Origin of the sequence: Streptomyces sp. NPDC002138, from assembly GCF_040296485.1 — a bacterium.
Taxonomy (GTDB): Bacteria; Actinomycetota; Actinomycetes; order Streptomycetales; family Streptomycetaceae; genus Streptomyces.
The window spans coordinates 156,918-183,783 of sequence record NZ_JBEOXE010000006.1 but is presented as its reverse complement, the minus strand read 5'-3'; the positions used below and the strand labels follow the sequence as shown (position 1 = coordinate 183,783).

Sequence of the window (26,866 nt, the reverse complement as noted above, 5' to 3'; positions counted from 1 at the left end):
CTACCACGGAGACCGTGGCGAAGGGGCCGACTCGCAAAATGTGACGCTCGCGGCAACTAGCGCTTGGCGCGCGAAGACGTACGACCGCGCTCCTTCTGGTCCAGAACGACCTTACGGATGCGGACGGCCTCCGGGGTCACCTCGACGCACTCGTCGTCGCGGCAGAACTCCAGGGACTGCTCCAGCGACAGGTTGCGCGGGGGCACCACGTTCTCCGTGTTGTCCGCGGAAGCCGCACGCATGTTGGTGAGCTTCTTCTCCTTGGTGATGTTCACGTCCATGTCGTCGGCGCGCGAGTTCTCGCCGATGATCATGCCCTCGTACACCTCGGTGCCGGGGGCGGTGAACAGCACGCCGCGCTCCTGCAGGTTGATCATCGCGAACGGCGTGACCGAACCGGCGCGGTCGGCGACCAGGGAGCCGTTGTTACGGGTCTTCAACTCGCCGAACCACGGCTCCAGGCCCTCGTGGATCGAGTGCGCGATGCCCGTACCACGGGTGTTGGTGAGGAACTCCGTACGGAAGCCGATGAGGCCTCGCGACGGCACGACGAACTCCATGCGGACCCAGCCGGAGCCGTGGTTCGACATGTTGTCCATACGGCCCTTGCGGACGCCCATGAGCTGCGTGACCGCGCCCATGTGCTCCTCGGGGACGTCGATGGTCATGCGCTCGACCGGCTCGTGCACCTTGCCGTCGACGAGCTGGGTGACGACCTGCGGCTTGCCGATGGTCAGCTCGAAGCCCTCGCGGCGCATCTGCTCGACCAGGATGGCCAGCGCCAGCTCACCGCGGCCCTGCACCTCCCAGGCGTCGGGGCGCTCGGTGTCCAGGACGCGGAGCGAGACGTTACCGATCAGCTCGCGGTCCAGACGGTCCTTGACCTGACGGGCGGTGACCTTGCGGTCCTTGACCGCGGACTTGGCGTCCGCGCCCTTGCCGCTGCCGCCGCGGCCGACCATCGGGGAGGTGTTCGTACCGATGGTCATGGAGATCGCCGGCTCGTCGACCGTGATGAGCGGCAGCGCGATCGGGTTCTCCGGGTCGGCCAGGGTCTCGCCGATCATGATGTCGGGGATACCCGCGACCGCGCAGATGTCACCCGGGCCCGCCACCTCGGCGGGCTTGCGGGTGAGCGCCTCGGTCATGAGCAGCTCGGTGATGCGGACGTTCGACATCGAACCGTCGCGCTTCATCCAGGCGACCGTCTGGCCCTTGCGCAGCTCGCCCTGCTCGACGCGGAGCAGCGCGATGCGGCCGAGGAAGTTGTCGGCGTCCAGGTTGGTGACGTGCGCCTGCAGCGGGGCGTCCTCGTCGTACTCGGGGGCCGGGACGGTCGACAGGATGGTGGAGAAGAACGGCTCCAGGTTGTCGCTGTCGGCCGGGACGGTGCCGTCCTCCGGCTTGGTCAGCGAGGCCACGCCGTCACGCGCGCAGGCGTAGACGATCGGGAACTCGATCTGCTCCTCGGTGGCGTCCAGGTCCAGGAAGAGGTCGTACGTCTCGTTGACGACCTCGTCGATCCGGGAGTCGGGACGGTCGGTCTTGTTGATGCAGAGGATGACGGGCATCTTCGCCTGCAGCGCCTTGCGGAGCACGAAGCGCGTCTGCGGCAGCGGGCCCTCGGACGCGTCGACGAGGAGGACGACCGCGTCCACCATCGACAGACCGCGCTCGACCTCGCCACCGAAGTCGGCGTGGCCCGGGGTGTCGATGATGTTGATCGTGATCGGCGCGCCACCCTCCTTCGGGTGGTACTTGACCGCGGTGTTCTTCGCGAGAATGGTGATGCCCTTCTCGCGCTCCAGGTCGTTCGAGTCCATCATGCGGTCGTCGAGGTGCTGGTGGGCGGCGAAGGCACCTGCCTGCTTCAGCATGGCGTCGACGAGGGTCGTCTTGCCATGGTCGACGTGGGCGACGATGGCTACATTACGAATGTCGTGGCGCGTGGTCATACTGGCGGCGCTTCTCCCGGAATCGTGGATGGCGTCGCGTACGGTCCGGCACGCGCGCCCGCCGGGCGGAAAAACCTGCCACGGCCTTACCCCATCGTACGTTGCGTGGCGGGAACTGCACGCCGGGGGGTCTGTCAAGAGGCCGGAGGGCTGAGCGGAAGGGTGCCGCGGAGCGCGGCCGGCCGGGGATGGGGTGGGGGGTCCCGGCCCGTGTTCATGCGGGTCAATGGCTATGCACGACCTTGCCCGCCGGTGCTCCGGCGGGCAAGGGACTTGAGTCACTTCTGAGCTTGTTCACCCGGCCTTCGGCCCGCGATCAGCCTTTCTTGGCGGCCTTTTCCTTCGCCGCCTTCAGCTCCGCCGCCGACTTCAGCCAGCCGATGTCCTGGTACTTCGGGGCGCCGAGACCGAAGGCGCCCGCGTTGACCAGGGCGGGCTTGACGGCCACCAGGTCGGGGCGCTGGTAGAGCGGGATGGAACCGGCGACGGCCCAGATCCGGGCGTCCGCCTTGCGCATCAGGTCGCGGGACTGGTCCTCGTCCAGCTCGCCGAGCGCCTGGTCGAACAGCTGGTCGATGCGGTCGGTGCCGACCCGGGTGTAGTTCTGCTCGACCAGCAGCGAGCCGTCGGCGGCGGGCGAGGGCTTGGCGAAGATCGGCCGGGCGTCCGTGGCGGGGAAGGCGGTCGCGGGCCACGAGTACAGGGCCAGGTCGTACTGGCCCGAGGCGATGTGGTCCTTGAAGAAGCTCTCGTCGGCGACCTTGGTCAGCTCGGTGCTGATGCCGATCTTCTGGAGCATCTGGGAGATCCGCTCCCCGACCGAGCGCAGGGCCTCGGATCCGGGGCCCGACGGCAGGACGAAGCGCAGCGTCAGCGGCTTGCCGTCCTTGGCGAGCATGGCGCCGGAAGTACGGACGTGCTTGGCGGGGGCGGGAGCCGGAGTGGCCTTGCCCTCGCCCGGCTCCTCGGCGGGCGCCGCCTCGGCGTCCAGGGACGGGTTGCGCTTGCCGTCGTCGACCGCGGCCGCCCGGGCGAGGAGCGTGGCCTGGGACAGGAGCGCGGCCCGCTGCTGCTCGGCCAGCGGTACGGGCGCCAGCACCGGCGAGACCTCCCGCTCCCCGGAGGCGAAGCGGTCGGCGTCGACGACCTCCCCGTCGGGGGCGTAGCGGTACTCGCCCTCGGGGGCGCCGCCCGCGCGCTGCTCGACCGGACCCTCGGGCCGCTGGGCGCCCTCCTCGCCCGGGCGGGCCGGGCGGTCGCCGGGGCGCAGGCCCGGCAGCGGGGCCGGGCGCGAGGCGGGGTTCAGGGCCGCGGGCGGGCGGGCGCCGTTGCGGTCGTCCTCGCCCACGATGTACAGGCCGTCGTTGCCGGTGCCGTCACCTTCGGCGGCGGCGGCAGGGGCCGTGGCGGCGCCGGCCGGGCGGGCGGGGGTCTTCCCGTCGTCCTTCTTGTCGCTCTCGGAGCCCGCCTTGGCGCCCACGGGGTCCGAGAGCTTGCCGCCCTTGCGCCATCCCGCGTCGGCGAGGAGGGCCTGGGCGGCCTGGGTGTCCTGGCCGCCGAGGGCGTCGCTGTTGTCGGCGTACGCGCGCTGCCCGGCCAGCGCCAGGTGGCTGCCGACCGGCTTCGCGGGCAGGCCCAGCGGCTTGAGCACGATGTCGGTGAGGGCCTGGCGGTCCAGGGCGCGGGCCACCGCCCGGCGGACCCGCTCGTCGGCGAGCGGCCCGGAGGTGCCGTTCAGCGCGAGCTGGGTGTAGGCGGGCTGCAGGGACTTGCGCACGGCGAAGGCGCGCAGGGCCTTCTGCTGGGCGGCGTACGTGGCGGCGGCCTCGGCGTTCTTCTTGCGCGTCTCCTGCTCGTCCTTGGCCCTGCCCTCGTCGGCGCCGAAGGCGACCGCCCAGGAGAGCGTGGCCTGGGCGGCGGTCACCGAGGCGCCGGGGCCGTGGGCGGGGGCGCCGTTCTGCTGTGCGGCGTCGCGGTGCGCGAGGGCGATGCGCTCGGCGCCGCCGCGGTCGATCTCGGCCAGGTCCAGCTTGCCCGCCGCGAGCGCGGCGGCCCGCTCGGCGCGGGGGACGGCGGTCAGCACGAGGGAGTCGAGCTTGGCGGGCCGGCCCCACCAGCGCGGGTTGCGCGAGAGGGCCGCGGTGCCGGTCTTCTTGTCGATGGCGCCGAGGTTGAAGGGGCCCGCGGTGACCTTGAGGGCGCCGCGCGCGCCTTCGTTGAAGGCCTCGGGGCTGCCGGTGACCTGCTTGGGGTAGAGCGGGCTGAACAGGGAGCGCCAGTCGGTGTAGGTCTTGGCGAAGGTGACCTTGACCTCCAGGTCGCTGGCGCCCCGCTCGATCTTCTCGATCCGGTCGTACCCGGCGTTGCGGGCCGTCCAGTACGCCGAGTCCTTGCCGTTCAGGGCCCGCCACTGCGCGACGAAGTCGGGGGCGCCGACCTCGCGGCCGTCGCTCCACACGGCCTGCTGGTTGAGCTTGTAGAGCACGACCTGCTTGGGCTCGCGCTCGATGACCTCGGCCTTCTCCAGGAAGTCGGGGTTGGCGACGGGCCGTCCCTTGGCGTCCAGGACGAAGAGGTGGGGCAGGACGGCGCCGGCGATCCGCCCGGTGGTGGCGTCCGCGTCCGCCTGGAAGGTGTTGAGGGTCTCGGGCAGGGAGTCGACGGCCCAGCGCGCCACCCCGCCGTCCGCCACCAGGTCGCGGGTGGTGGCCGAGATGTCCTGACCGGCGGCGGCCGGGCCGCCCTCGTCGTCGGCCCCGCAGCCCGTCAGCAGCGGCAGTGCGAGGACTCCCGAGGTCAGGAGCGCCAAGGACCTGCGCCTTCTCTGGGACATGGGTGGTACCTCCGGGGCGGGGCTGAGCGGGGCGGGACTCGGGGGGTGCCACCAGGAGGTGGCGCCAGGGGCGGCTTGATCACTTTTGGCGGTATATGGAGCTGATCACACTGGTGATGAACCCACTGAAATCGACCACCTGCCACAGCCTCCGCAGCCGCCCCGCGCCACGCCGCGAACCCCACCCGTGCGGACCAATCCCGGATGCGGAACGGGCGGGCACTGACCCGTTCGGGGGACGTGGGGGCGGTGCGGCGGGGGCGCACGGTTCCAGCCTGCGCGCCCGCAATCCCGTCACGTCCCTTCACAACCGGCGTCCTCAGGCGCGACACTCGCTGGCGCACATGAGCGTTGCCACCGCAACCTGCGGAAGTGAGGGCAAGTCATGTCCCTGCAGGACGATTTGACCGCCGTACGACGCAATCTGAACGAGCTGGTCCGCTCGGTCGAGCGGCTGGAGCGGGACGTCGCGCGCCAGGAGCGCGCGGCCCCGAAACCGCCGGGCGGGGACGGGACCGTCTTCGTCCCGGACACCCCGTACGACAGCACGCTGTGGACGGACTCCGACGACGAGGGCCTCGGGGCCCGCGACCGCCGGGCGCCCTGAGCCCGCGGGCCGGGCCGTCCGGCCCAGCCGGGATCGGCCCGGCCCGGCCCGCGGCGCGCGGTACGGCGCCCGCGGCGGCCTGGGCGTCGCACAGCACGGCACGCATCGGCACGCATCGGCACGTCACGGCCGGTTCGCCCGGCACCCCCATCAGGCCCCGCCGCCAGCCCGGCGGCCGGGCCTCCTGGGCCACCCCTCCACTCCTCCCGGAGTCCCCTTTGGCCACAGGCACGGAACCACCCCGACCCCTGACCGGCGTGCACGGCGCCTCCCGCGCCGCGATCGCCGCCCGGCACCTGCGCACCGACCGGTGGTGGCTGGCCCCCGCCGGCACCGCGGCCGGACTGCTCGCCTTCATCGTCTACTCGACCTGGCGGGCCTTCTCCAACGCCGACTACTACGCCGCCCCCTACGTCTCCCCCTTCTACTCCCCGTGCCTCGCGGAGAACTGCCGGGAGATGCGCGGCGGCCCCAACTGGGACCTGTTCGGCAGCTGGTGGGGCCTCTCCCCCGCCCTGCTGGTCCTGATCTTCCCGCTGGGCTTCCGGCTCACCTGCTACTACTACCGCAAGGCCTACTACCGGGGCTTCTGGGCCTCGCCCCCGGCCTGCGCGGTCGCCGAGCCGCACGCGACGTATTCCGGCGAGACCCGCTTCCCGCTGGTCTTCCAGAACATGCACCGCTACTTCTTCTACGCGGCGGTGCCGGTCGCGGGCATCCTCACCTACGACACCGTGCTGACCTTCCGCGACGAGCACTACGCGTGGGGCCACATGGGCCTCGGCTCGCTGCTGTTCCTCGCCAACATCGCGCTGATCTGGGCCTACACGCTGTCCTGCCACTCCTGCCGCCACATCATGGGCGGCAAGCTCAAGCACTTCTCCAAGCACCCGGTGCGCTACCGGCTGTGGGGCTGGGTGAGCCGGCTCAACGCCCGCCACATGCAGCTGGCCTGGGCCTCCCTGATCAGCGTCGCGCTCTGCGACTTCTACGTGTACCTGCTGGCCGGCGGTGCTTTCGACGACCCGAGGATCTTCTGACATGGCGCAAGTCGACCGGCAGCAGTGGGACGTGGTCGTGGTCGGCGCGGGCGGCGCCGGGCTGCGGGCCGCGATCGAGGCCCGCGAGCGGGGCGCCCGTACCGCCGTGATCTGCAAGTCCCTCTTCGGCAAGGCCCACACGGTCATGGCCGAGGGCGGCATCGCGGCGTCCATGGGCAACGTCAACGAGGGCGACAACTGGAAGGTCCACTTCCGCGACACGATGCGCGGGGGGAAGTTCCTGAACCAGTGGCGGATGGCGGAGCTGCACGCCAAGGAGGCGCCGGACCGGGTCTGGGAGCTGGAGACCTGGGGAGCGCTCTTCGACCGGACGCCCGACGGGAGGATCTCCCAGCGCAATTTCGGCGGCCACGAGTACCCGCGCCTGGCGCACGTGGGCGACCGGACCGGCCTGGAGCTGATCCGGACCCTCCAGCAGAAGATCGTCCAGCTCCAGCAGGAGGACTTCAAGGAGCACGGGGACCACGAGGCCCGGCTCAAGATCTTCCAGGAGTGCACGGTCACGCGGGTCCTCAAGGAGGGCGCCCGCGTCAGCGGCACCTTCTGCTACGAGCGCGAGTCCGGCCGCTTCTTCGTCCTGGAGGCGCCCGCGGTGGTGCTGGCCACGGGCGGGATCGGCAAGTCCTTCAAGACCACCTCGAACTCCTGGGAGTACACCGGCGACGGCCATGCGCTGGCCCTGCTCGCCGGGGCGCCGCTGCTGAACATGGAGTTCGTGCAGTTCCACCCGACCGGCATGGTCTGGCCGCCCTCGGTCAAGGGCATCCTCGTCACCGAGTCGGTGCGCGGTGACGGCGGGGTGCTGCGCAACAGCGAGGGCAAGCGGTTCATGTTCGACTACGTCCCTGACGTCTTCAAGGAGAAGTACGCCGAGTCGGAGGAGGAGGGCGACCGCTGGTACGAGGACCCGGACCACAACCGGCGCCCTCCCGAGCTGCTCCCCCGCGACGAGGTGGCCCGCGCGATCAACTCCGAGGTCAAGGCGGGCCGCGGCTCCCCGCACGGCGGCGTCTTCCTGGACGTGTCCACCCGGATGCCCGCGGAGCGGATCCGGCGGCGGCTGCCGTCGATGTACCACCAGTTCAAGGAGCTGGCGGACGTGGACATCACCGCGGAGCCGATGGAGGTCGGCCCGACCTGCCACTACGTGATGGGCGGGATCGCGGTCGAGTCGGACACCGCGGCCACCCTCGGGGTGCCCGGGCTCTTCGCGGCCGGCGAGGTCGCGGGCGGGATGCACGGCTCGAACCGGCTCGGCGGGAACTCCCTGTCCGACCTGCTGGTCTTCGGCCGCCGGGCGGGCCTGCACGCCGCGGAGTACGCCGCCGGCCTCGGCGCGGCCCTGCCCGCCGTCGCACAGCGCGAGGTCGACGCGGCGGCCGCGGAGGCGCTGGCCCCCTTCCACGCGGAGGAGGGCGCGGAGAACCCGTACACCCTCCACCAGGAGCTCCAGCAGACGATGAACGACCTGGTCGGCATCATCCGGCGCGCGGGCGAGATGGCCGAGGCGCTGGAGCGGCTGGCGGGGCTGCGCGTCCGGGCGGCCCGCGCCGGGGTCGAGGGGCACCGGCAGTTCAACCCGGGCTGGCACCTGGCCCTGGACCTGCGCAACATGCTGCTGGTCAGCGAATGCGTGGCCCGCGCCGCGCTGGAGCGCACCGAGAGCCGCGGCGGGCACACCCGGGAGGACTGCCCGGCCATGGAGCGGGCGTGGCGCCCGGTGAACCTGCTGTGCCGCCCGGTGGCCGTGGATCCGGCGGGCCCCGCCGACCCGGCGGTCGACCCGGCGGCCGACCGGATCGCCCTGGAACGCACCCGGACCGAACCCATCCGCCCGGACCTGCTCGCGCTCTTCGAGAAGGAAGAGCTGGTCAAGTACCTCGCCGAAGAGGAGCTCTACGAGTGAGTAGCTACGACGCCGGTTTCCGGATCTGGCGGGGCGACGCCGAGGGCGGCGAACTGCGGGACTTCACCGTCGAGGTGAACGACGGCGAGGTGGTCCTCGACATCATCCACCGGCTCCAGGCCACCCAGGCCTCCGACCTCGCGGTCCGCTGGAACTGCAAGGCGGGCAAGTGCGGTTCGTGCAGCGCGGAGGTCAACGGACGGCCGCGGCTGATGTGCATGACGCGCATGTCGACGTTCTCCCGCGAGGAGACGATCACGGTGACCCCGCTGCGGGCCTTCCCGGTGGTCCGCGACCTGGTGACGGACGTGTCCTTCAACTACGCCAAGGCGCGGGAGGTCCCGGCCTTCGTACCGCCGGAGGGGGTGGCGCCGGGCGAGTACCGGATGCAGCAGGTGGACGTGGAGCGGTCGCAGGAGTTCCGCAAGTGCATCGAGTACTTCCTGTGCCAGGACACCTGTCACGTGGTGCGCGACCACGAGGAGAACAAGGCCGCCTTCGCGGGGCCGCGGTTCCTGATGCGGGTGGCGGAGCTGGACATGCACCCGCTGGACGCGGCCGCCGAGCAGGGGCTGGACCGCAAGCGGACGGCCCAGGAGGAGCACGGGCTGGGCTTCTGCAACATCACCAAGTGCTGCTCGGAGGTCTGCCCCGAGGGGATCAAGATCACTGACAACGCGCTGATCCCGCTGAAGGAGCGGGCGGTGGACCGCAAGTACGACCCGCTGGTGTGGCTGGGCTCGAAGATCGGCAGGCGTTCGACCCCGTAACGACCCCCGACCTTCCACCGCGCCGTGGACAATGCCCCCTGAACCACGTCAGTGACGTGCAGTCAGGGGGCATCGCGGTGCGGGTAGGGGAACGCAGCCGCGCGGCTTGGAGGCTTTCGAGCGCCCGCCCGTGGTCCCGCCGGTGTACCTGCTGGACGGCACGCACGTACGCGCCCTGGAGCACGGTCCGGCGGGAGGGCACGGTGTGCGTGCTCCGGCTGCTGCGCATGCGGGGGCCGTTCGCGCTGTACGTGCACGCCTCCCGCGGGGGCCGCCGGGGGCCGCTGGGCCGCGAGGCGGACCCGTTCGTCGCCGTGCTGGATCCGGAGACGGGCAAAACGCTCCGCCAGTGGGCGGACCCCGTACTCGCCGGCTCGGACGTCCTGCCGGTCGGCGAGCAGCTCGTCCTGTCCCGGCCGGAGCTGGCGGCGTACGCCCTGCCCTGAGCGGAGCCGGCCCGCGGCGCTCGGGGTGCGGGAGCGCTCGGGGTGCGGGAGCGCGTCACCACCCATAGCCTCCCAGATGTGATCCCGCCGACCAGCAGGACCAAGAGCCGCACCCGCTCCCGGATAGCCCTGCGGGCCGCGCTCGCCCTGGCCGCCGCGCTGCTCGCGCTCGGCGGCGGGGGCGCGGCCGTGGCCCCCGCCGCCCGGGCCGACGATCCGGTCACGCTGTCGAAGCAGGGCCAGATCACCGACCGGGTGGGCGCCCTGGGCGACCGCGCGCCCGCCGTGGCGGCCGCGCTCGACACGCTGTACGCCGACCGGCGGATCCAGCTGTTCGTGGCGTACGTACGCGACTTCTCCGGCCGCTCCGCCCAGAGCTGGGCCGACGCGACCGCGCAGCGCAGCGGTCTCGGGCAGGACGACGTCCTGCTCGCCGTCGCGACCGGGGACCGGCAGTACGCCTATTCGGCCGACGTCGACTCCGGCTTCACCAAGGAGCAGCTCGCCGACGTGGCCCGGACCGCCATCGAGCCCGCCCTGAAGGAGAACGACTGGGCGGGCGCGGCGATCGGCGCGGCCCGTGGTTACGACGCCGTGCTCGGCGGGCGTCCGGTACCGGTGCCCGCGATCACCCCGGGCGTGGCGGATCCCGGCGGGAAGGGGGCGGGCGGCGAGAACGGGGCGGGCGACTTCGTGCTCCCCGTGGTCGCGGTGGGCGCAGCGGGCGCGCTCGGCGCGTACGCGTACAGCCGCCGCAGGCGCAAGGGCGCGCCCGACCGCGGTACGACGGCCCGCTCGGGCTGGGGCGAGCAGGGGCCACCCCGGCTCCCGCTCGCCGAACTCGACGCCAAGGCCAAGGCGCTGCTGGTGGAGACCGACGACGCGGTCCGCACCAGCACCGAGGAACTCGGTTTCGCCTCGGCCCAGTTCGGCGAGGCGGCGGTGGGCGCCTTCACCGAGGCCGTGGCCTACGCCAAGGACGGGCTGACGCACGCCTTCCGCTTGCGCCAGCAGCTCGACGACGCCTATCCCGAGGACGACGCGACCCGGCGCCGGATGCTGGACGAGATCGTGGCGCGCTGCACGGAGGCCAGTCGGCGCCTCGACGCCGAATCGGCCGATTTCGACAAGCTGCGCGCCCTGGAGAAGAACGCCCCGCAGGCGCTGGAGACCGTACAGGCGCACTTCCGCGCGCTGACCGGCCGGACCTCGACGGCGGAGGCCACCTTGACCGCCCTGGCCCGGCGGTACGCCGACTCCGCGTCCGCCCCCGTGGCCTCCAACGCCGAACAGGCCAAGGACCGGCTGCTGTTCGCGACCGGGAGCCTCGGCGAGGCGCGCGCGGCGATCGACGGCGGGGACAACGGCAAGGCGGCCGTGCACGTGCGGGCGGCCGAGGGCGCCGTCGACCAGGCGGCCACCCTGGTGGACGCGGTGGAGCGGCGCGCGCAGGAGCTGGCGGAGGCGGCGGGCAAGCTGACCGGCGCCCTGAACGAGACGGAGAGCGACCTCGCGGACGCGCGCGGCCTGCTGACGGGGACCGCAGCGGAGGTCTCCACGGCGGACCTGCGGGGCCGGATCGGGCGGGCGGAGTCCGTACTGGCCGACGTACGGGCGGAGCAGGGCGCGGGCCGGTACGACCCGATCGACGCCCTGCGCCGGATCGAGGAGGCCGACACGGCGCTGGACGAGGCGCTGGCCGGTGCCCGGGAGCGCGAAACGGGCGGCCGGCGGGCCGCGGCCCTGCTGGACCAGGCCCTGTTGTCGGCGCGCAGCGCGATCGGCGCGGCCACGGATTACGTCACCACCAGCCGCGGGGCCGTCGGCAGCCAGGCCCGCACCCGGCTGGCGGAGGCGCAGCGGCACCTGGAGCGGTCGGTGTCGCTGACGGGCTCGGACCCGGCGGCCGCGCTGGCGGAGGCCCAGCAGGCGGACTCCCTCGCGCGGCAGGCGCAGCAGCTGGCGGAGGCGGACGTCCGGGCGTACCAGGACCCGTACGGCGGCAGCCGCTCGCAGCGGGGCGGCATGGGCGGCGCGGTGCTCGGCGGGATCATCCTCGGCGACATCCTGGGCGGCGGCGGCCGCGGGGGGTTCGGCGGGGGCGGCGGGGGCGGCGGGGGCGGCCGCGGGCCGGGTTCCTTCGGCGGCGGGGGCACCCGGGGCCGCATGGGCGGCGGCGGCCGTTTCTGACGCTGACTTCACCTTCCCCACAAGGAGCGGACACCCATGAGCAAGCAGACCATCCTCGGCCGCGTCACCCAGCTCGCGAAGGCGAACATCAACGCGCTGCTGGACCAGGCGGAAGACCCGCAGAAGATGCTGGACCAGCTGATCCGGGACTACTCCAACAACATCTCCGAGGCGGAACAGGCGGTCGCCACCACGATCGGCAACCTGCGGATGCTGGAGGCGGACCACGCGGAGGACGTGGACGCGGCCGCCGAGTGGGGCGGCAAGGCGCTCGCGGCGAGCCGGAAGGCCGACGAACTGCGGGCGGCGGGGACGGCGGGAACGGTTGCGGACGCCGACAAGTTCGACAACCTGGCGAAGGTCGCGCTGGGCCGCCAGATGCAGTCGGAGAAGGAGGCGAAGACGGCGGAGCCGGTGATCGCCTCCCAGACGGAGGTCGTGGACAAGCTCAAGGCCGGTCTGACGTCGATGAAGACGAAGCTGACGGAGCTGGAGGCCAAGCGGGACGAGCTGGTGGCGCGGGCGAAGACGGCGCAGGCGCAGAACACGATGATGGACGCGGTGAAGAACATCGACCTGATGGACCCGACGAGCGACTTGAACCGCTTCGAGGACAAGGTCCGCCGCGAGGAGGCGATGGCCCTGGGCAAGCAGGAGCTGGCCGCCTCCACACTGGACGCCCAGTTCGAGGCCCTGGACGACCTGGACAAGTCCACGGAAATCGAAGCCCGCCTGGCCGCCCTGAAGTCGGGCAAACCGTAGCCCCGACGGGCGGCGGCCTTTCCAGCCCCGTCGGCGATCGAGGCGCGGGGTCCGGGGCGGAGCCCCGGGAGGGCGGGCCGCATGGGGGCGCTGCCCGCCGCCGGAACTAGTCGTACGCCGGAACTAGCCGTACATGCTCAGCAGTTGCTCCGCCGACAGCTCGGTGACCCCTTCCCCCACCACCCCCGCCATCGGCAACGGCAGCTCGAACCACACCGTCTTCCCCCGGTGCGTCCGCCGCGTCCCCCACCCGGCGCTCAGCAGCCCGACGAGCTGCAGCCCCCGGCCCCCCTCGTCCGTGTCCCGCGCCCGCCGCCGCCGCGGCTGCACCAGGTTCGCGTCCCAGACCTCGCACACCAGCGTCCGGTCCAGCAGCAGCCGCAGCCTGATCTCGCCCTCCCCGTACCGCAGGGCGTTCGTCACGAGCTCGCTGACCAGCAGTTCGGTCGTGTCGAGCAGACCCTCCAGGCCCCACGCCGGCAGCTTGGCCCGGGCCAGCTCCCGCGCCCGCCCCACCGAGCGGGCCTCGCGCGGCAGTTGCCAGTCGCCCACGGCATCGATCGGCAGGCCCTGGACCCGCGCCATCAGCAGCGCGATGTCGTCCTCGCCGTGCCGGGTGTGCAGCGTGGCCAGGACGTGGTCGCAGACGTCCTCCAGCGGCCGGACCGGATCCGCCAGCGCGTCCCGGAGCCCGCGCAGGCCCTCCTCCAGCGGGTGATCGCGGGATTCGACGAGGCCGTCGGTGTACAGCGCGAGCAGCGCCCCCTCGGGGAGCTCGACCTCGACCTCCTCGAAGGGTTCGCCGCCGACCCCGAGCGGCATGCCGGGCGGCACCTCCAGCAGCAGCGCGGGCCGCGGCGGACCCCCCGGCTCGGCGGGCTCGACCAGCACGGGCGGCATGTGGCCCGCGTTGGCGATGGTGCAGCGCCGGGTCACCGGGTCGTAGACGGCGTAGACACAGGTCGCGAGGTAGACCTCGGACAGGTCGGCGTCCCGGGACTGCAGCGCCGCCCGCGAGGCCTGCTGCGAGCCGCCGGGCGTGCCGAGGCCCCGGGCGACCTCGTCCAGGGCCGTGAGCACCTCCGCCGGTTCCAGGTCGAGCAGGGCCAGGGTCCGTACCGCGGTGCGCAGTTCGCCCATCGCGACGGCCGCCCGCAGCCCGCGGCCCATCACATCGCCGACGACGAGCGCGGTGCGGTGGCCGGGCAGCTCGATGACGTCGAACCAGTCGCCGCCGACCTCGGTCGCCGCGTTGCCGGGCAGGTAGCGGCAGGCGATGTCGAGGCCCGCCGCGGCCGGGTCGCCGGGGGGCAGCAGGCTGCGCTGGAGTATCAGCGCGCGTTCGTGTTCGCGCCGGTAGAGCCGCGCGTTGTCGATGCACACGGCGGCCCGCGCGGCGAGTTCGACGGCGACGGCCCGGTCGCGCTCGCCGAAGGGCTCGCTGCCCTTCGTACGGGAGAACTGGGCCAGGCCGACCACCGTGTCGTGGGCGACGAGCGGGACGACGAGGGTGGACTGGATCAGGTCCTCGGGCCCGCCCCCCTCCAGCAGCCGCGGCCGGGCGGTGCGCAGGGCCAGGGTGCCCGGCGAGCCGGGCGGATAGCGGTGCACCTCCCCCACGGCGACCAGCGCGCCGGGGCCGGGCCCCGACAGCGGGGCGTCGGAGACGGCGGAGGCGAAGGCGACCCGGCGCAGCGGGGCCGAGGGCGCGCGCCCGGGCCCGCCGCCGGGGAGCGAGGGGACCCCGGGACCGTGCGGCCGCGCGGGGCGGTCGCGGTCGTCGTCGCCGAGCAGGAGCCCCTGGTAGAGGTCGACGGCGGCCAGGTCGCAGAAGCCCGGGACGGTGACGTCGAGGAGCTCGCGGGCGGTGGTCTCCAGGTCGAGGGAGTTCCCGATCCGGTGGCCCGCTTCGTTGAGGAGGGCGAGGTTGCGGCGTACGCCCGCGGCCTCGCGGGCGGCGAGGTGGCGCCGGGTGACGTCGGTGCCGAGGCCCGCGACCCCGATGGGCTGCCCGGTGCCGCCGTGCACGCGGTAGAGGTTGATGGACCAGTGGCGGTTGTCCCGGCTGCCGGGAGCGGCGCCGGTGATGCGCAGGTCGGTGACCGATTCGCCGGTTTCCAGGACGCGGCGCAGGGCGTCGGCCATCCGGTCGGCCTCGTGCGGGGGCAGGTAGTCGTGGACGGTGCGACCGCGGTGCTCGTCGACGCCGCCGCCGAAGACGGTGGCGAAACGGCGGTTGGCGCGCTGCACGGTGAGGTCCGTACCAAAGAGCAGGAAACCGAAGGGAGATTGACCGAATATCGCCTGCGAGGCCGCCAGATCGGATTCGATCCGGCGCAGCGCGCGGACGTCGACCACGACGCACAGCGCGGCCCGCTCGGCGGCCTCGGTCTCGGTGGGCATCACATAGATCTCGGCCACGCCGTGTTCACCGTCGCCGTCGGGGATGCGGAAGGGAATCAGGCCGGTCCACTCCTTGCCGTCGAGGATCTCGGCGACCCGGCGGTGCGCGCCCGCGCGCAGTTCCGGAGGCATGAAGGCATCGACCGGATCGCGCCCCACCGCTTCGGCGGCGGTCAGCCCGAAGAGTTCCTCGGCGCGCAGACTCCACTGGTCGATGAGGCCGTCGGGCCCGATCGAGAAGGATGCGACCTTTATGTAGTCATATATCGAGCCAGGCGGGCTGCTGTGCCACAGGGAGTCGTGCCATGCCTCCCCGGACACATGGGCCTGATGTGCCTGCGCAGGTATTTCGCTCACGCGACCGTCCCCTCCAGCTCACCGCAACCGGACCGGCCATGTCCGCAGTATTCAGCACCACGGGCAGACTCGGCACGGCGTTCACGATCACAGCACGGTCTCGTTCGTTTCGAGCCACGTCATGTGATCGTCAGAGACCCTTCACCTTGTTACTCACCAGGTAGGGCCAATTCGAACCACACTGTCTTGCCCGACTTCCCGTGGCGGGTCCCCCACCGCTGCGCCGAGACCGCCACCAGGTGCAGGCCCCGACCACCCTCGTCATCGGGGGCGGCGACCCGTTCCCGCGGCGGATCCGGAAGCGGATCGGATACCTCCACGAGAAGTGCCGGACCCGTTCCGGGATTCTCACTGGCGAGATCGCGCCGTACCAATCGGACTCCGATAGGGCCCGAAGCGTACCGGAGGGAGTTCGTCACCAGCTCGCTGACCAGCAGGACGGTCACGTCTCCGACGGACTCCAGGCCCCAGGCGCGGAGCTTGCCGCGCACGGCGTGACGGGCGGTGCGGACGGCGCCGGGCTCGGCAGGGAAATCCCATTCGGCACATTCACCGTCTGTGTCGATCACGCCGATCACTTCCCGGGCCAGCAGCGGACCCCAGTCCGGTTCGTCAGCGACGAGGAGGGACGAGATAGGGACTAATAGCGACATACCCGATATTCGCGGCGTCGTACCATCCGACCCCCCAGGCACCGGCGCACTGTGGTGCACCTGGCCTACAGCGTGAGCCGTACGCGCCCCCGCGCCCCACGGCCGATCCGGCGCCCGCCACCACGCCCCGCCCGTGCGCTCTTGCCCCCGGCGGCGGGTCGCGCGCCCTTGAGCGGGGTGGACCTACGCGCTCCCGACCGCGGCGCGCAGCCGCCGGCCGGCTTCGGCGACCGCCGGGCGGTCCTGGTCGAGCCAGTCCACCGAGTCCAGCTCGTCCGGGCCGAGCCAGCGCAGTTCGTCGTGATCCTCCAGCGGAGCGGGCTCGCCGGACAGCAGCCGCGCGGTCCACACGTGCAGCACCAGACCGGGTTTCAGGGGCCATTCGCCCGGGATCCGCTCCAGGGCCTCGCTCTCCACGCCCAGCTCTTCACGCAGCTCGCGCACGAGGGCCTCGGGGACGGTCTCACCCGGTTCGGCTTTCCCGCCCGGCAGTTCCCAGCGGCCGGCCAGCTCGGGCGGCGCGCTGCGCCGGGCGGCCAGCAGGCGCCCGTCATGACAAAGGGCTCCGCCCACGACCACGCGTTCAGTCATGTACGGAGCCTATGTCACGCCGCTGTTCACCCCGACGGGCCGCGGGCCGGGGCGGGCGCAGCGTCAGTTGAGGCTGGTGGCGCCCTGCCCGATCCGCTCGACCCAGTAGAGCTGCTTGTGCCCGCGGTCGTCGAGGCTGTCGACGACCTTCTGGGCCTCGGCACGCGTGGGGTAACGGCCCACGCGGTAGCGGTTGCCGTTGTCGTCCTGCCGTATGACCAGCCACGGGAGCAGGGCACCGCTGTCGCTCATCGCGCTTCACCCTCCGCCGACGTACCCGCCCAGGAAACCGCATTACGCATATGCCCGAGCTTACGCCCGACCTTTACTCAGCGGATACGGTTTTTCACGAAGAGGTACCTCGCAGGCGTACTCATCCGGCCATGCGTACGACTGGGCCGCGCACGCCGGTTCAGAACCGGCGCACCGTCGGCAGCGCCGGGAAGGGCGTGCGCCCAAGAAGAGCCGTGACGGACCGGACCCGGCGGCCCGGTCCCGAAACGGCCCAGCGGACCGGCCCAGCGGACCGGCCTAGCGGACCGGCAGGTGGTAGGCCAGGCGGTAGCGGTCGGCGGGGACCACCACGTCCGCCGTTTCCACGGCCCGCCCGGAGGCGAAGTACGTCCGCCCGATCACCAGCACCACGTGCCCCGGCACTCCGCCCAGCGCGAGGATCTCCTCCGCCAGACCCGGGCGGGCGCCGACCTCCTCCACCACGTTGTCCACGACGACGTCGATGGCGGCCATCCGGTCCACCACACCGCTCCCGCCCAGCGGGCCCTCCTCCGGAAGCATCACCGGCGTCCGGCCGGTCACGGCCAGGGGCTCCCAGGAGGTGGAGAGCATCATCACCTCGCCCGCGTCGCGGAACACGTACCGCGTGCGCATCACCCGGTCACCGGGCTCGATGCCCAGCCGCTCGGCGACCTCCGCCGGGGCTTGCGTCTGCTCGCTGCTGGACTCCCAGGTGCCGCGGCTGCCCGTGTCCGCCTGCTCCTGCCGGAACGGGGTGGAGGCCCCGGAGGTGCGGTACCCGGCCCGGGCCACCCGGCGCGGCACCGGCTGCTCCCGGACGTACGTCCCCGAACCGGAGCGGCCCTCGACCAGCCCCTCCGCCATCAGGACCTTGCGGGCCTCCAGGGCGACCGTGTCGGAGACTCCGTACTCCTCGCGGATCCGTGCCTGCGAGGGAAGCCGCGCATGCGGGGGCAGGGACCCATCGACGATCTTCCGTCGCAGGTCACCGGCGACGCGAAGATAGGCCGGCTGCTCACCGAAAGTCACTAGCCACTCCCATCAGGTTGACAGACAGCTACAGCCTGGCAACCCACGGTTGTACACCGCAAGCAAAGGCCAAAGTTTCACTCGAAGTGATGAAGGCAGGTCACCGAAACTGGTTACCCTGCGTTACACCGACTGGGAGTGGGCGCCCTCGCCGTCGAGCCAGCCCGTGTCCGAGCCGTCCGAATCCTCCAGCCACGACGGCACCTTCGTCGCCAGCCCCAGCGCCCCGCGCAGCTTCCGCTCCGTCTCGACCGACGTCGCGTCCACCGCCCGGCTCCACGCCGCGCGGAAGTCCTCCGGCCGCTGGGCCAGCGCCGCCGCCTGCCACTCCTTGCCGGCCGCCTCGACCTCCTTCAGCAGCGCGTCGGCCGGAGGCCCCGCCGCGGACGTGCGCAGCGCGGCCGCCTCGGCCTCCATCGCCGGTTCCACCTTGGCCGCCCAGGCGCGGTACGCCGGCAGCGAGCCCTTCAGGTCGGTCACGGGCGCCGCCGTCAGCGCGGAGTCCAGCCGGTTCGCCGCGCTCAGGAAGGAGACCTGCCCGGGCGTCAGCATCGCCGCGTCCCGCTTCAGGCTCCCCCGCTGTTCGCCCTCCGTGGTGCCGAGCACGCACAGCACGCTGCGGCGCCCGTCGCCCCACTGCTCCTCGGTCGGCGCGAAGAAGTACATCTCCGCGAATTCCGGCAGCGCCCATGTGTCCATCGCGTACGTGTCCTGCGCCTGCCAGCACCGCTCCTCGGCCCGCGCGGCAAGCGCCTCGTCGCCCGGGAAGCCGCCCGGGTCCGCCAGGTAGGACGCGGTGATCTCGCCGTGGTGCGGCCGGGTGCACGCCACCTTGAAAACGAGGGGCGTCTCGGCGAGCAGGTCCGCACCGGGCACGTTGAAGCAGTCCCCGGCCCGGACCTCCTCCAGGTCCGCCGGGTCGCCCTCGACCTCGCGGGACGCGCCGCCCGTACCGGCGGTGCCCCGGTCGGCGCCGCGGGCCAGCCGCTCGCCGACCGGGCCCACGAGCTCCACGGCGGCCAGGGCCAGCACCCCGGACATCAGCACGGACACCGCGAGCCCGGCGATCGCCAGGGCCTTGCCGCGCTCGCCGCGCGTGGCGATCTGGACCAGGGCCACGATCGCGAAGACCACCCCGAGCGGGGGGAAGCAGAGCAGGCCGACCAGCAGCGAGGCCAGGGCGAAGCCGTTGAGCGCGGCCTCGCCGGGGACCGGGGCGACCGGGTGTCCGTACCCGTACGGGGCCCCCGGCGGCGGGGCGGCCCACGGGTTGTGCGGCGGCTGGGGCGGTGGCGGGGTACTCACGGCGTGAGCTGCTCCATCAGGCGGGGGTGTGCGAACGACTGCGCGAATAGTACGCAGGAGCAACCGTCAGCGGGCGGATCGCCCCCGCGGGCCCTCACCACGCCTACCCACCGCCCCTCCCCGCGTACGATCCGTCACGGAGATCCGGACCCCGACGAGCCCACGAACGAGCGGAGGCACTCCCGCGTGACGCACCCCCTGCCCGGTTACGTCTGCCCCGACGACGGCGCCCGCGCCGACGTCCGCACCGCTCCCTGGTGCTGCCCCGTCTGCGCGGGCCCCTGGGACCTGGACTTCACAGCGGAGCCGGTCAAGGCCGGGGACCCCGGCGCGGGGCCGAACTCGCTGTGGCGCTACGGACCCGCGCTCCCGCTGCCGGGGGCCCCCGGGGTGACCCTGGGCGAGGGGCGCACCCCGCTGGTCCCGCTGACGGAGCGGATCTCCGCCAAACTCGACTTCCTGATGCCGACACTGTCGTTCAAGGACCGGGGCGCGGTGATGCTCGCCGAGCTGGCGCGGCGGCTGGGTCCGCGGCGGGTGGTGGCGGACAGCAGCGGCAACGCGGGGACCTCGGTCGCGGCCTACTGCGCGCGGGCCGGGCTCGCCTGCGAGGTGTTCGTACCGGAGGGCACCTCGGAGAAGAAGACCGAGCAGATGCGGGCGCACGGGGCGCTGGTACGGGTGGTGCCGGGCGGGCGCGAGGCGGCGGCCCGGGCCGCGCGGGCCGCGGCCGACGAGCCGGGCGTCTTCTACGCGAGCCACGTCTTCAACCCGTACTTCCTGCACGGCACGAAGACGTACGTGTACGAGGTGTGGGAGGAGCTGGGCGGCGAACTGCCCGAGGTCCTGGTGGTGCCCGTGGGCAACGGCACGCTGCTGCTGGGCGCGGCCCTGGCCGCGCGGGAACTGGCGCGCGCGGGCGTACGGGCGCCCGCGCTGATCGCCGTCCAGGCGGCGGCCATGGCTCCGCTGGCGCGGGCGTTCGCCGCCGGGGAGCGTGAACCGGCGGGCCCGGTCCCGGCGCCCGCGCCGACGCTGGCCGAGGGGATCGCGATCCCGGCCCCGCCGCGGGCCCGGCAGATCCTGGCGGCGGTGCGGGAGTCGGGGGGCACCTTCCTGACCGTGTCCGAGGAGCGGATCCGGGCGGCCCAGCGGGACCTGGCGGCGCGGGGGCTGTTCGTCGAGCCGACGGGGGTGGCCTGCTGGGCCGCCGTCGGCCCGGACGCCCCGGGCGACCCCCTCGCGGGGCGTTCCGCGGTCGTCCCCCTGTGCGGGGCGGGCGCGAAGACGGGCCTGGCCCCCTGACGCCTGACGCCTGGCGGCGGGCGGCGGGCGGCGGACGGCGGACGGCGGACGGCGGACGGCGGTGGTGCGCCGGGGTCGTTCCCCCGGGATGCCTCCGGTCTCCGCAGATGTCCGATTCTCGCCAGCCCCGGGCGGCCGCCCTCTGATGAAATGCCCACATGACGAAGACAGTTGACCTCTCCCGCGTCCATGCCTTCCACGCCCTGCACACCCCGGCGGCCCCCCTCGCGCTCGCCAACGCCTGGGACGTCGCCAGTGCCCGCCTCGTCGAGGCCGCCGGTTCGGCGGCGGTCGCCACCACCAGCGCCGGCGTCGCCTGGTCCCTCGGTTCCCCCGACGGGGACTCCCTCGCCCGGGACCGCGCCCTCGACCTGATCGCCCGCGTGGTCGCGGCGGTGGACGTGCCGGTGACCGCCGACATCGAGAGCGGTTTCGGTGCCGACGCCGCCGGGGTCGGCCAGACCGTCACCGGGGTGCTGGCCGCCGGGGCCGTCGGGGTCAACATCGAGGACGGCTTGCGGGACCCGGCCGAGCAGGCCGAGCGCCTCGCCGCCGCCCGCGCGGCCGCGGACGCCCTCGGGGTCCCGCTCTACATCAACGCCCGCGTGGACACCTACCTCATGGGCCTCGGCGAGCCCGGCCCGGCCCGGCTGGAGGAGACCCTGCGCCGCGCCGCCGCCTATCTGGAGGCCGGGGCCAGCGGGATCTTCGTACCCGGCGTCCACGACCCGGCGACCGTCACCGAGCTGGCGCGCGGCATCGACGCCCCGCTGAACGTCCTGGTCGGCCCCGACGCGCCGAGCGTGGCGGAGCTGGGCGGGCTGGGCGTGGCCCGGGTCAGCCTCGGTTCGTGGGTCGCGGAGGCCGCGTACGCCGTGGTCCGGCGCGCGACCGAGGAGCTGCTCGCGGGCGGTACGTACGGCGCGCTCGCCGGGTCCCTGTCCTACGGCGAGGTGAACTCCCTGTTCAAGGGCTGACGCGCGAGCGCCGGGCCGCGCCGGGTCAGCCGCGCGCGGCCCGCTCGTACAGGGCCCTCGCCCGCCCGTCGAAGAGCGCGGCCGTGGAGTCCACGTCCGTGTCGCCGCCGCTGAGGACCCCGATGATGCGGCCGGGCGAGCCGGGGCCGCCCCGGTCGGCGATCCAGGGGCTGCCGCTGGTGCCCGTCCAGAAGCCCGCGCAGCTGATGTGGAGCATGTTCGGGTCTTCGGTGTCGTGCGCGGTCTGGGTGGTGCAGGAGACGGGCGTGTTCTTCGGGTTGAACGCCGAGTCCGGATAGCCGACCACGGTGACGTCGCGCTCGTAGCCGGAGGCCCAGTCGGGGGACGGGGCCTCGCCGGGGCCCACGGCCTGCTGGACGGTGCGGCCGCCCTTCTCGGGCTCGATGGTCAGGAAGGCGAAGTCGGCGGTGTCGTCGCCCCACTTCGTCCAGCGCTCGTCCACATGGATCGCGCTGACCTTCCAGCGGCCGAGGGGCTGTGATCCGTTGCCCCCGCCCGAGAAGGCGGGGGCGAAGGACAGCTCGCCGATCGCGAGGCCGTCGTGAGCCACCTCGCCCGGCGTGCCGTCCTCACCGGCCGGGGCGACGCAGTGCGCGGCGGTGGCGACGACATTGCCCTTGGGGCTGTCGACCACGCTGGCCGTGCACCAGTGCTCGCCGTTGGCCATGAGCACGCCGACAGTGGGGAAGGGCATCGCCTCCGGCTTGCCCGCGCCGGGAGAGTCGAAGACCGCGACGGCGACGACCGCCACGAGCCCCGCGGCCGCGGCCGACGCGCCCTTCGCCACCGGCTTGCTCACCGCGCGGCGGAAGCGGGAACGGGAGCGGGAGCGGGGGTCGGTCCGGAAGCCGCCGTGGTGCTCGTCCCCGGGCCTGTGGCCGCGCTCGGGGGCAGCAGTACTTTGCTGATCCACTCCAGCGAACCCTCCCTCATGCCGCGGACGTAGGACTTCCCATTGTGCTCACCATCCTGGATCACCTGGAGGCGGGTGTGCACGGGGCCCCTGGTGTAATCGCGCATGAACTTCTCGGTCTTGTCGCGGCCGCTCTCCTTGGTGCCGATCTGGAAGTTGATGTAGACGTCCGGGCCGCCCGCCTTGATCAGCTTCTCGGCCAGTTTCTCCGGGTTGTTCTCGTCCATCGCCGCCACGTTCCCCTTCCACAGCGGGGAATCGGGGACTATGTCGACGCCGCTGGCGATGACCGCCTTGAACCGGTCCGGGTACTTCAGGACGTGCTTGAAGGCACCGAAGCCGCCCGAGGAGGACCCCATGAAGGCCCAGCCGTCACGGGACTCGAAGGTGCGGAAATTGGCCTTCACGAAATCCGGCACGTCATCGGCCATCCAGGTGCCCATCCGGGGCTCCCCGGGGATGTCCGAGCCGTCGAAGTGGTGCTTGGTGTCGGCGTTGATCACCGGCATGACCAGGAGGAAGGGCAGGCTCCTGCCCGACTTCACCCCGTCGCTCACGGCCTGCTGGAGGCCGAGGCCGGGACCGGTGCCCCAGTAGTTGGTGGGGTAGCCGCGGCCGCCGGGCAGGGCGATGAGCACCGGGAAGGCGCTCTTCTCGTACCGCGGGTCGTTGTACTCCTTCGGCGCCCACACCCACACGTCACCGGTGAAGCCGGACTTCTTCCCCGCCAGGGTGGTCTTGCCGATCTCGGTCCCGTCGGGGAGCCGGGCGGTGCGCGCGAAGTCGGCCCTGGGCCCGGTGGGCATCCGTACGCCCGCCCCGGCGCCCGTGCTCGCGTCGGTGGCCTCGCCCGCGCTGTCCTGGATCCGGCCGAAGGAGACCGGGCCGCCGATGTCGGAGAAGAGGCCGAAGCCGTACGCCGCCGCGCCGCCGCCGGCGGTGAGGGCCAGGGCGAGCGCGCCGGCGATCAGACGGCGGCGCCGACGGCGCGGGGAGGGCTGCTGCTGGTCGGGCTGCCGCTGGGCGGGCTGGTTGAGCTGGGCGAGCTGGTTGGGGTCTTGCTGCACGGAAGCGTCCCGTTCCTTTCCGGCGCCCGCGGCGGAGGCGGGCAGGGACCATTTGGCCCCCCTTACACCCCTATGAGAGGGAGGAACGGCGTTTCGGGTTGCTTGGGGCGTCTGTGATGTGCGTCCGTGCCTGCGCCCACGCCCGTGCCCGTGCCCATGCCCGTGCCTGCGCCCGCGCCCGTGAGGTCAGCCTTCGGCGGGCTGGGGGCCCTTCATCGCCTTGCTGATCCACTCCAGCGAGCCTTCCTTCATGCCCCGCACGTAGTGCCAGCCGTTGTGCTCGCCGTTCTGGATGTCCCGGATGGTGACCTTGACCGGTCCCTTGCCGAACTCCGACTGGAACTTCTCCATCCGGGCCCGGTCCTTCTCCTTGGTCCCCTGCTGGAAGTTGATGTAGACCTCGGGGCCCTTGGAGTCGATCAGCTTCTGCGCGAGCTTGCGGGGGTTGTTCTCGTCCATGAGCTTGACGTCCCCCTTCCACAGCGGGGAATCGGGAACGATCTCGCCACCGCTCGCGATGACGGCCTTGAACCGGTCCGGGTGCTGGAGGACCTGCTTGAGCCCGACGAAGGCGCCCGAGGAGGAACCCATGAAGGCCCAGCCGTCGCGCGACTTGTAGGTCCGGAAGTTGGCCCGGGCGAAGTCCGGGACGTCATCGGCGATCCAGGTGCCCATCTTGGGCTGGCCCGGTATGTCGGAGCCGTCGTAGTAGTTCTTCGCGTCCGGGTTCAGCACCGGCATGACCACCACGAACGGCAGGCTGGTGCCCGCCTGGACGCCGTCGCTGATGGCCTTCTGGAGGCCGAGGCTGCGGTCGGACCAGTAGTTGTCCGGGAAGCCGTTGCCGCCGGGGAGCGCGATCAGCACCGGGAAGGCGCTCTTCGCGTACTTCGGGTCGTCGTACTCCTTCGGCGCCCACACCCACACGTCACCGGTGAAGCCGGACTTCGCCCCGGTCAGCCGGGTCTTGGCTATCTTCGTGCCGTCGTCGAGACTGCCGGTCTGCTTGAACTCCGCCTTCGGGCCGGCCGGCAGCTGCACGTCCGGGTCCCCCGTGGGCTTCGCCGACTGACCGCCGCCGGGCGCGGCACCCCGGGGCGCGCCGCCCCCGGGGGCGGCGTCCGCGGCGGCCGGGGTCGTGCCGAAGCTCACCGCGTCGCCGTTTCCGGAGAACCAGTCCGCCTTCCAGGCCGCGAAGCCGCCGCCGCCCGCGATCAGTACGACGGCGAGGGCCGCGCCGATCCACACCGCGCGCCGGGACCGCTTGCGCGGCTGCTCGTACGGCTGGCCGTACGGCTGCTCGTACGGCTGCTCGTACGGCTGGTCATCGGGCCGCGGGCGCTGCGGGTACTGGTGCACGGACTTCGCTCCGAACGGTCATGACTGCCCACGCTGGACAGAACGGCTGGCATCCCTCTTCTCCTGATGGCCGAATCGCGCCGCCGGTTTCAAATTCAGGCAAAAGAATGACCTGCATCTCACCAAATGAGCGCCGAAGCCCCGCCGGTCGACAGCCCGGCCCCCCGCGACCGGCCCGCCGTCAGCGCTCCTGGTCCAGCAGGGCCGCGCACCGGCCGAGCAGCGCGATCAGCTGCTCCCGCTCCGCCCCGGTGAACTCGGCCGCGAGCTTGCGCTCCACCCGCACCGCGGCGGCGTCGGCCACCGCCACCGCGGCCCGGCCCTCGTCGGTCAGCCGGGTCTCCAGGACGTTGCGGTGCCACTCGTGCGGGCTCCGCTCGATCAGCCCGCGCTCCTGGAGGTTCTTCAGCACCGTGTTCATGGTCGGCGGCGTGACCCCGCACAGCCGCGCGAGCGCCGCGGCGGAGATGCCCGGGTTCTCGGACAGCCAGAGCAGGGCGGAGTACTGCGGAACCGTCACTCCCGCGGGCTTGAGCACGGCGTGCTTCGTCGCGAGCAGCGCCTGCTCGGCCCGCTTGATGTGGGAGCCGATGCGCTCGTCCGGGGGCATGGAGGTCATGACGGCATCCTACGACCCTTGCCAATCATTAGACCTCTAATCTATGTTCACACCGACACAACACATACTGCTCTGCCAGACGGAAGGCCCCACACCTTGAAGCTCACGCACCTGCCCCTGGCCACGCTGACCGTGGCGGCCGCCCTGCTGGCCACCCTCACCACCGCGCCGTCGGCCCAGGCATCGGCCCCGACACCGACACCGGGACCGCAGTCCTTGGGCCCGGCCCGCATCACGACGGCCTTCGCGCTGCCGGGCGCGAAGGTCTACCCGGAAGGCATCGCCGCGGACGCGCGCACCGGCGCGGTCTACGTCGGCTCGTACGCGGACGGCGCCGTCTACCGGGCCCGCCCCGGACAGCGCACCGCCGAGGTCTTCCTGCCCGCGGGCACCGACGGCCGCCACACGGCGAACGGCCTGCGCGTCGACGCCCGCGGCCGGCTGTGGGTGACGGACTCCACCGCCGGGGTCGCCGTCTACGACACGCGCACGGGGGCCCGGCTGGCCCACTTCGAGACCGGCGGCACCGGCCCGTCGTTCATCAACGACCTGACCATCACCCCGGACGGCACCGCCTACCTGACGGACAGCGTCCGCGCCGTGATCCACCGCGTCACCCCGGCCCAACTGGCCGCCGGCACCGGCACCCTGGAGACGGCGTACGACCTGCGCTCCGCCCTGGTCCCGCATCCCGCGGGCACCTTCACCCTGAACGGCATCGTCTCCGACCGCGCGGGCCGCTACCTGGTGACCGTCGACATGGCCACGGGTGACCTGTACCGCGTCGACCTGGGCACCGGCGCCGTACGCCGCGTCACCCTCGACGGCCCGGCCCTGCCGCACGCCGACGGCCTGGACCTCTCCCCCGACGGCACCCTGCGGGTGGCCCAGAACACCGACAACACCCTGACCCGCTGGCACCTGTCCGCCGACGGCACCCGGGCCCGGCTGGAGCGGACCCTGACGGACCCCTCCCTACAGGTCCCCACCACCTTGACCCACGTCGCGGGCCGCACCCTGGTGGTCCGTTCCCAGTTCGACAAGGGCGGCCCCTTCGACCCCACGAACAGCACCCCGACCACCTTCACCATCGCCTCGGTCCGCGCGCTGTAGGCCGGTCCCCGGACACCCCGGAGCCTGCGCTTTTGACCCTGGTCGGCCGGATCGGACCTCCCTACCTTCGGGGAATCAGGCCCTCGCCTGAGCGGGCCGACCGGTCGGCCGGCCCGCCCCACCCGTGCGGGTGCGCGTACGGAACGCACGTACGCGCGCAGGCACGACAGGACACGGAGGCGTCACATGCCCGTAGCCACCCCGGAGCTCGGCGAATTCCTCGACTTGCTCGACGCGGGTCCGCTCCTCGTCGACGACGAGGCGATCGCGTTCGAGGACGACGACCGCAGCGACCGTGAGCACACCGCGTGCCTGGCCGATCCCTGGGTGACCGCCACCACGCGGTTCGCCTGCGAGAACAACTCCTAG

23 protein-coding genes are annotated in these 26,866 nt (G+C 72.8%); 11 read left to right on the top strand and 12 right to left on the bottom strand.

The window, feature by feature from the left end:
* Window positions 1-56: 56 nt before the first annotated feature.
* Both typA and ABT084_RS06115 read right to left on the bottom strand, forming a co-directional pair.
* Complete coding sequence (gene typA, locus ABT084_RS06120; protein WP_351038554.1) at window positions 57-1,955, bottom strand: translational GTPase TypA; 1,899 nt, start codon at window positions 1,953-1,955, stop codon at window positions 57-59.
* Window positions 1,956-2,271: 316 nt separating this feature from the next.
* The gene (locus ABT084_RS06115; RefSeq protein WP_351038552.1) at window positions 2,272-4,788 is read right to left on the bottom strand and encodes an ABC transporter substrate-binding protein; all 2,517 of its coding nucleotides are present in this window, start codon (window positions 4,786-4,788) and stop codon (window positions 2,272-2,274) included.
* Between the two features lie 385 nt (window positions 4,789-5,173).
* On the opposite strand from ABT084_RS06115, the gene ABT084_RS06110 reads away from it, so the two are divergent.
* The 7 genes from ABT084_RS06110 to ABT084_RS06080 all read left to right on the top strand — a co-directional run bounded on the left by ABT084_RS06110 (window position 5,174) and on the right by ABT084_RS06080 (window position 12,530).
* Complete coding sequence (locus ABT084_RS06110; RefSeq protein WP_351038550.1) at window positions 5,174-5,395, top strand: Rv0250c family protein; 222 nt, start codon at window positions 5,174-5,176, stop codon at window positions 5,393-5,395.
* Between the two features lie 218 nt (window positions 5,396-5,613).
* Window positions 5,614-6,435 carry a succinate dehydrogenase subunit SdhC gene (sdhC, locus tag ABT084_RS06105; protein ID WP_351038548.1) on the top strand — a complete coding sequence of 274 codons (822 nt, stop codon included), beginning with the start codon at window positions 5,614-5,616 and terminating at the stop codon, window positions 6,433-6,435.
* Window position 6,436: 1 nt separating this feature from the next.
* Complete coding sequence (locus ABT084_RS06100) at window positions 6,437-8,362, top strand: fumarate reductase/succinate dehydrogenase flavoprotein subunit (RefSeq protein ID WP_351038546.1); 1,926 nt, start codon at window positions 6,437-6,439, stop codon at window positions 8,360-8,362.
* Window positions 8,359-9,132, top strand: a complete 774-nt coding sequence (locus ABT084_RS06095) for a succinate dehydrogenase/fumarate reductase iron-sulfur subunit (RefSeq protein WP_351038544.1) — start codon at window positions 8,359-8,361, stop codon at window positions 9,130-9,132. Before ABT084_RS06100 ends, ABT084_RS06095 begins: the two co-directional genes overlap by 4 nt.
* Window positions 9,133-9,335: 203 nt before the next feature.
* Entirely contained in the window at window positions 9,336-9,578 is a 243-nt protein-coding gene (locus ABT084_RS06090) for a hypothetical protein (protein ID WP_351038543.1), read from the top strand.
* 78 nt (window positions 9,579-9,656) lie between these two features.
* A complete protein-coding gene (locus tag ABT084_RS06085) occupies window positions 9,657-11,768 on the top strand; it encodes a TPM domain-containing protein (RefSeq protein WP_502968844.1) in 2,112 nt (703 codons plus the stop codon).
* A gap of 36 nt (window positions 11,769-11,804) precedes the next feature.
* Entirely contained in the window at window positions 11,805-12,530 is a 726-nt protein-coding gene (locus ABT084_RS06080; RefSeq protein ID WP_351038541.1) for a PspA/IM30 family protein, read from the top strand.
* A gap of 123 nt (window positions 12,531-12,653) precedes the next feature.
* On the opposite strand, the gene ABT084_RS06075 is transcribed toward ABT084_RS06080, so the two are convergent.
* From ABT084_RS06075 to ABT084_RS06050, 6 genes are all read right to left on the bottom strand, one after another.
* Window positions 12,654-15,290, bottom strand: a complete 2,637-nt coding sequence (locus ABT084_RS06075; RefSeq protein WP_502968843.1) for a SpoIIE family protein phosphatase — start codon at window positions 15,288-15,290, stop codon at window positions 12,654-12,656.
* 149 nt (window positions 15,291-15,439) lie between these two features.
* Window positions 15,440-15,868, bottom strand: a complete 429-nt coding sequence (locus ABT084_RS06070; protein WP_351038600.1) for an ATP-binding protein — start codon at window positions 15,866-15,868, stop codon at window positions 15,440-15,442.
* 258 nt (window positions 15,869-16,126) lie between these two features.
* Window positions 16,127-16,534 (bottom strand): (deoxy)nucleoside triphosphate pyrophosphohydrolase, encoded by a 408-nt coding sequence (locus ABT084_RS06065; protein WP_351038539.1) that lies wholly within the window; start codon window positions 16,532-16,534, stop codon window positions 16,127-16,129.
* Window positions 16,535-16,597: 63 nt separating this feature from the next.
* Complete coding sequence (locus ABT084_RS06060; RefSeq protein WP_351038537.1) at window positions 16,598-16,786, bottom strand: SPOR domain-containing protein; 189 nt, start codon at window positions 16,784-16,786, stop codon at window positions 16,598-16,600.
* 279 nt (window positions 16,787-17,065) lie between these two features.
* On the bottom strand, window positions 17,066-17,818 hold the full coding sequence (locus ABT084_RS06055; protein WP_351038535.1) for a GntR family transcriptional regulator: 753 nt from the start codon (window positions 17,816-17,818) through the stop codon (window positions 17,066-17,068).
* Window positions 17,819-17,941: 123 nt separating this feature from the next.
* The gene (locus tag ABT084_RS06050; RefSeq protein ID WP_351038533.1) at window positions 17,942-19,123 is read right to left on the bottom strand and encodes a DUF4190 domain-containing protein; all 1,182 of its coding nucleotides are present in this window, start codon (window positions 19,121-19,123) and stop codon (window positions 17,942-17,944) included.
* A 186-nt stretch (window positions 19,124-19,309) separates the two neighbouring features.
* On the opposite strand from ABT084_RS06050, the gene ABT084_RS06045 reads away from it, so the two are divergent.
* Together ABT084_RS06045 and ABT084_RS06040 are read left to right on the top strand one after the other, a co-directional pair.
* Window positions 19,310-20,428: a pyridoxal-phosphate dependent enzyme gene (locus ABT084_RS06045; protein ID WP_351038531.1), complete on the top strand. Its 1,119-nt coding sequence runs from the start codon at window positions 19,310-19,312 to the stop codon at window positions 20,426-20,428.
* 158 nt (window positions 20,429-20,586) lie between these two features.
* The gene (locus tag ABT084_RS06040; protein ID WP_351038530.1) at window positions 20,587-21,405 is read left to right on the top strand and encodes an isocitrate lyase/PEP mutase family protein; all 819 of its coding nucleotides are present in this window, start codon (window positions 20,587-20,589) and stop codon (window positions 21,403-21,405) included.
* A gap of 25 nt (window positions 21,406-21,430) precedes the next feature.
* Here the strand turns inward: ABT084_RS06040 and ABT084_RS06035 are convergent, their stop codons facing one another.
* The 4 genes from ABT084_RS06035 to ABT084_RS06020 form a co-directional block, all read right to left on the bottom strand.
* The gene (locus ABT084_RS06035) at window positions 21,431-22,225 is read right to left on the bottom strand and encodes a trypsin-like serine peptidase (protein WP_351038529.1); all 795 of its coding nucleotides are present in this window, start codon (window positions 22,223-22,225) and stop codon (window positions 21,431-21,433) included.
* On the bottom strand, window positions 22,222-23,406 hold the full coding sequence (locus tag ABT084_RS06030; protein ID WP_502968842.1) for an alpha/beta hydrolase: 1,185 nt from the start codon (window positions 23,404-23,406) through the stop codon (window positions 22,222-22,224). The genes ABT084_RS06035 and ABT084_RS06030 overlap by 4 nt, the downstream gene beginning before the upstream one ends.
* Before the next feature lie 186 nt (window positions 23,407-23,592).
* Window positions 23,593-24,765, bottom strand: coding sequence for an alpha/beta hydrolase (locus ABT084_RS06025; RefSeq protein ID WP_351038527.1), 1,173 nt, complete (start codon window positions 24,763-24,765; stop codon window positions 23,593-23,595).
* Window positions 24,766-24,946: 181 nt separating this feature from the next.
* Entirely contained in the window at window positions 24,947-25,384 is a 438-nt protein-coding gene (locus ABT084_RS06020) for a MarR family winged helix-turn-helix transcriptional regulator (RefSeq protein ID WP_351038525.1), read from the bottom strand.
* Window positions 25,385-25,480: 96 nt separating this feature from the next.
* Between ABT084_RS06020 and ABT084_RS06015 the strand changes: the two genes are divergently transcribed.
* Window positions 25,481-26,497, top strand: a complete 1,017-nt coding sequence (locus ABT084_RS06015) for an SMP-30/gluconolactonase/LRE family protein (RefSeq protein ID WP_351038523.1) — start codon at window positions 25,481-25,483, stop codon at window positions 26,495-26,497.
* A 186-nt stretch (window positions 26,498-26,683) separates the two neighbouring features.
* Complete coding sequence (locus ABT084_RS06010) at window positions 26,684-26,866, top strand: SflA family class IV lanthipeptide (protein WP_351038521.1); 183 nt, start codon at window positions 26,684-26,686, stop codon at window positions 26,864-26,866.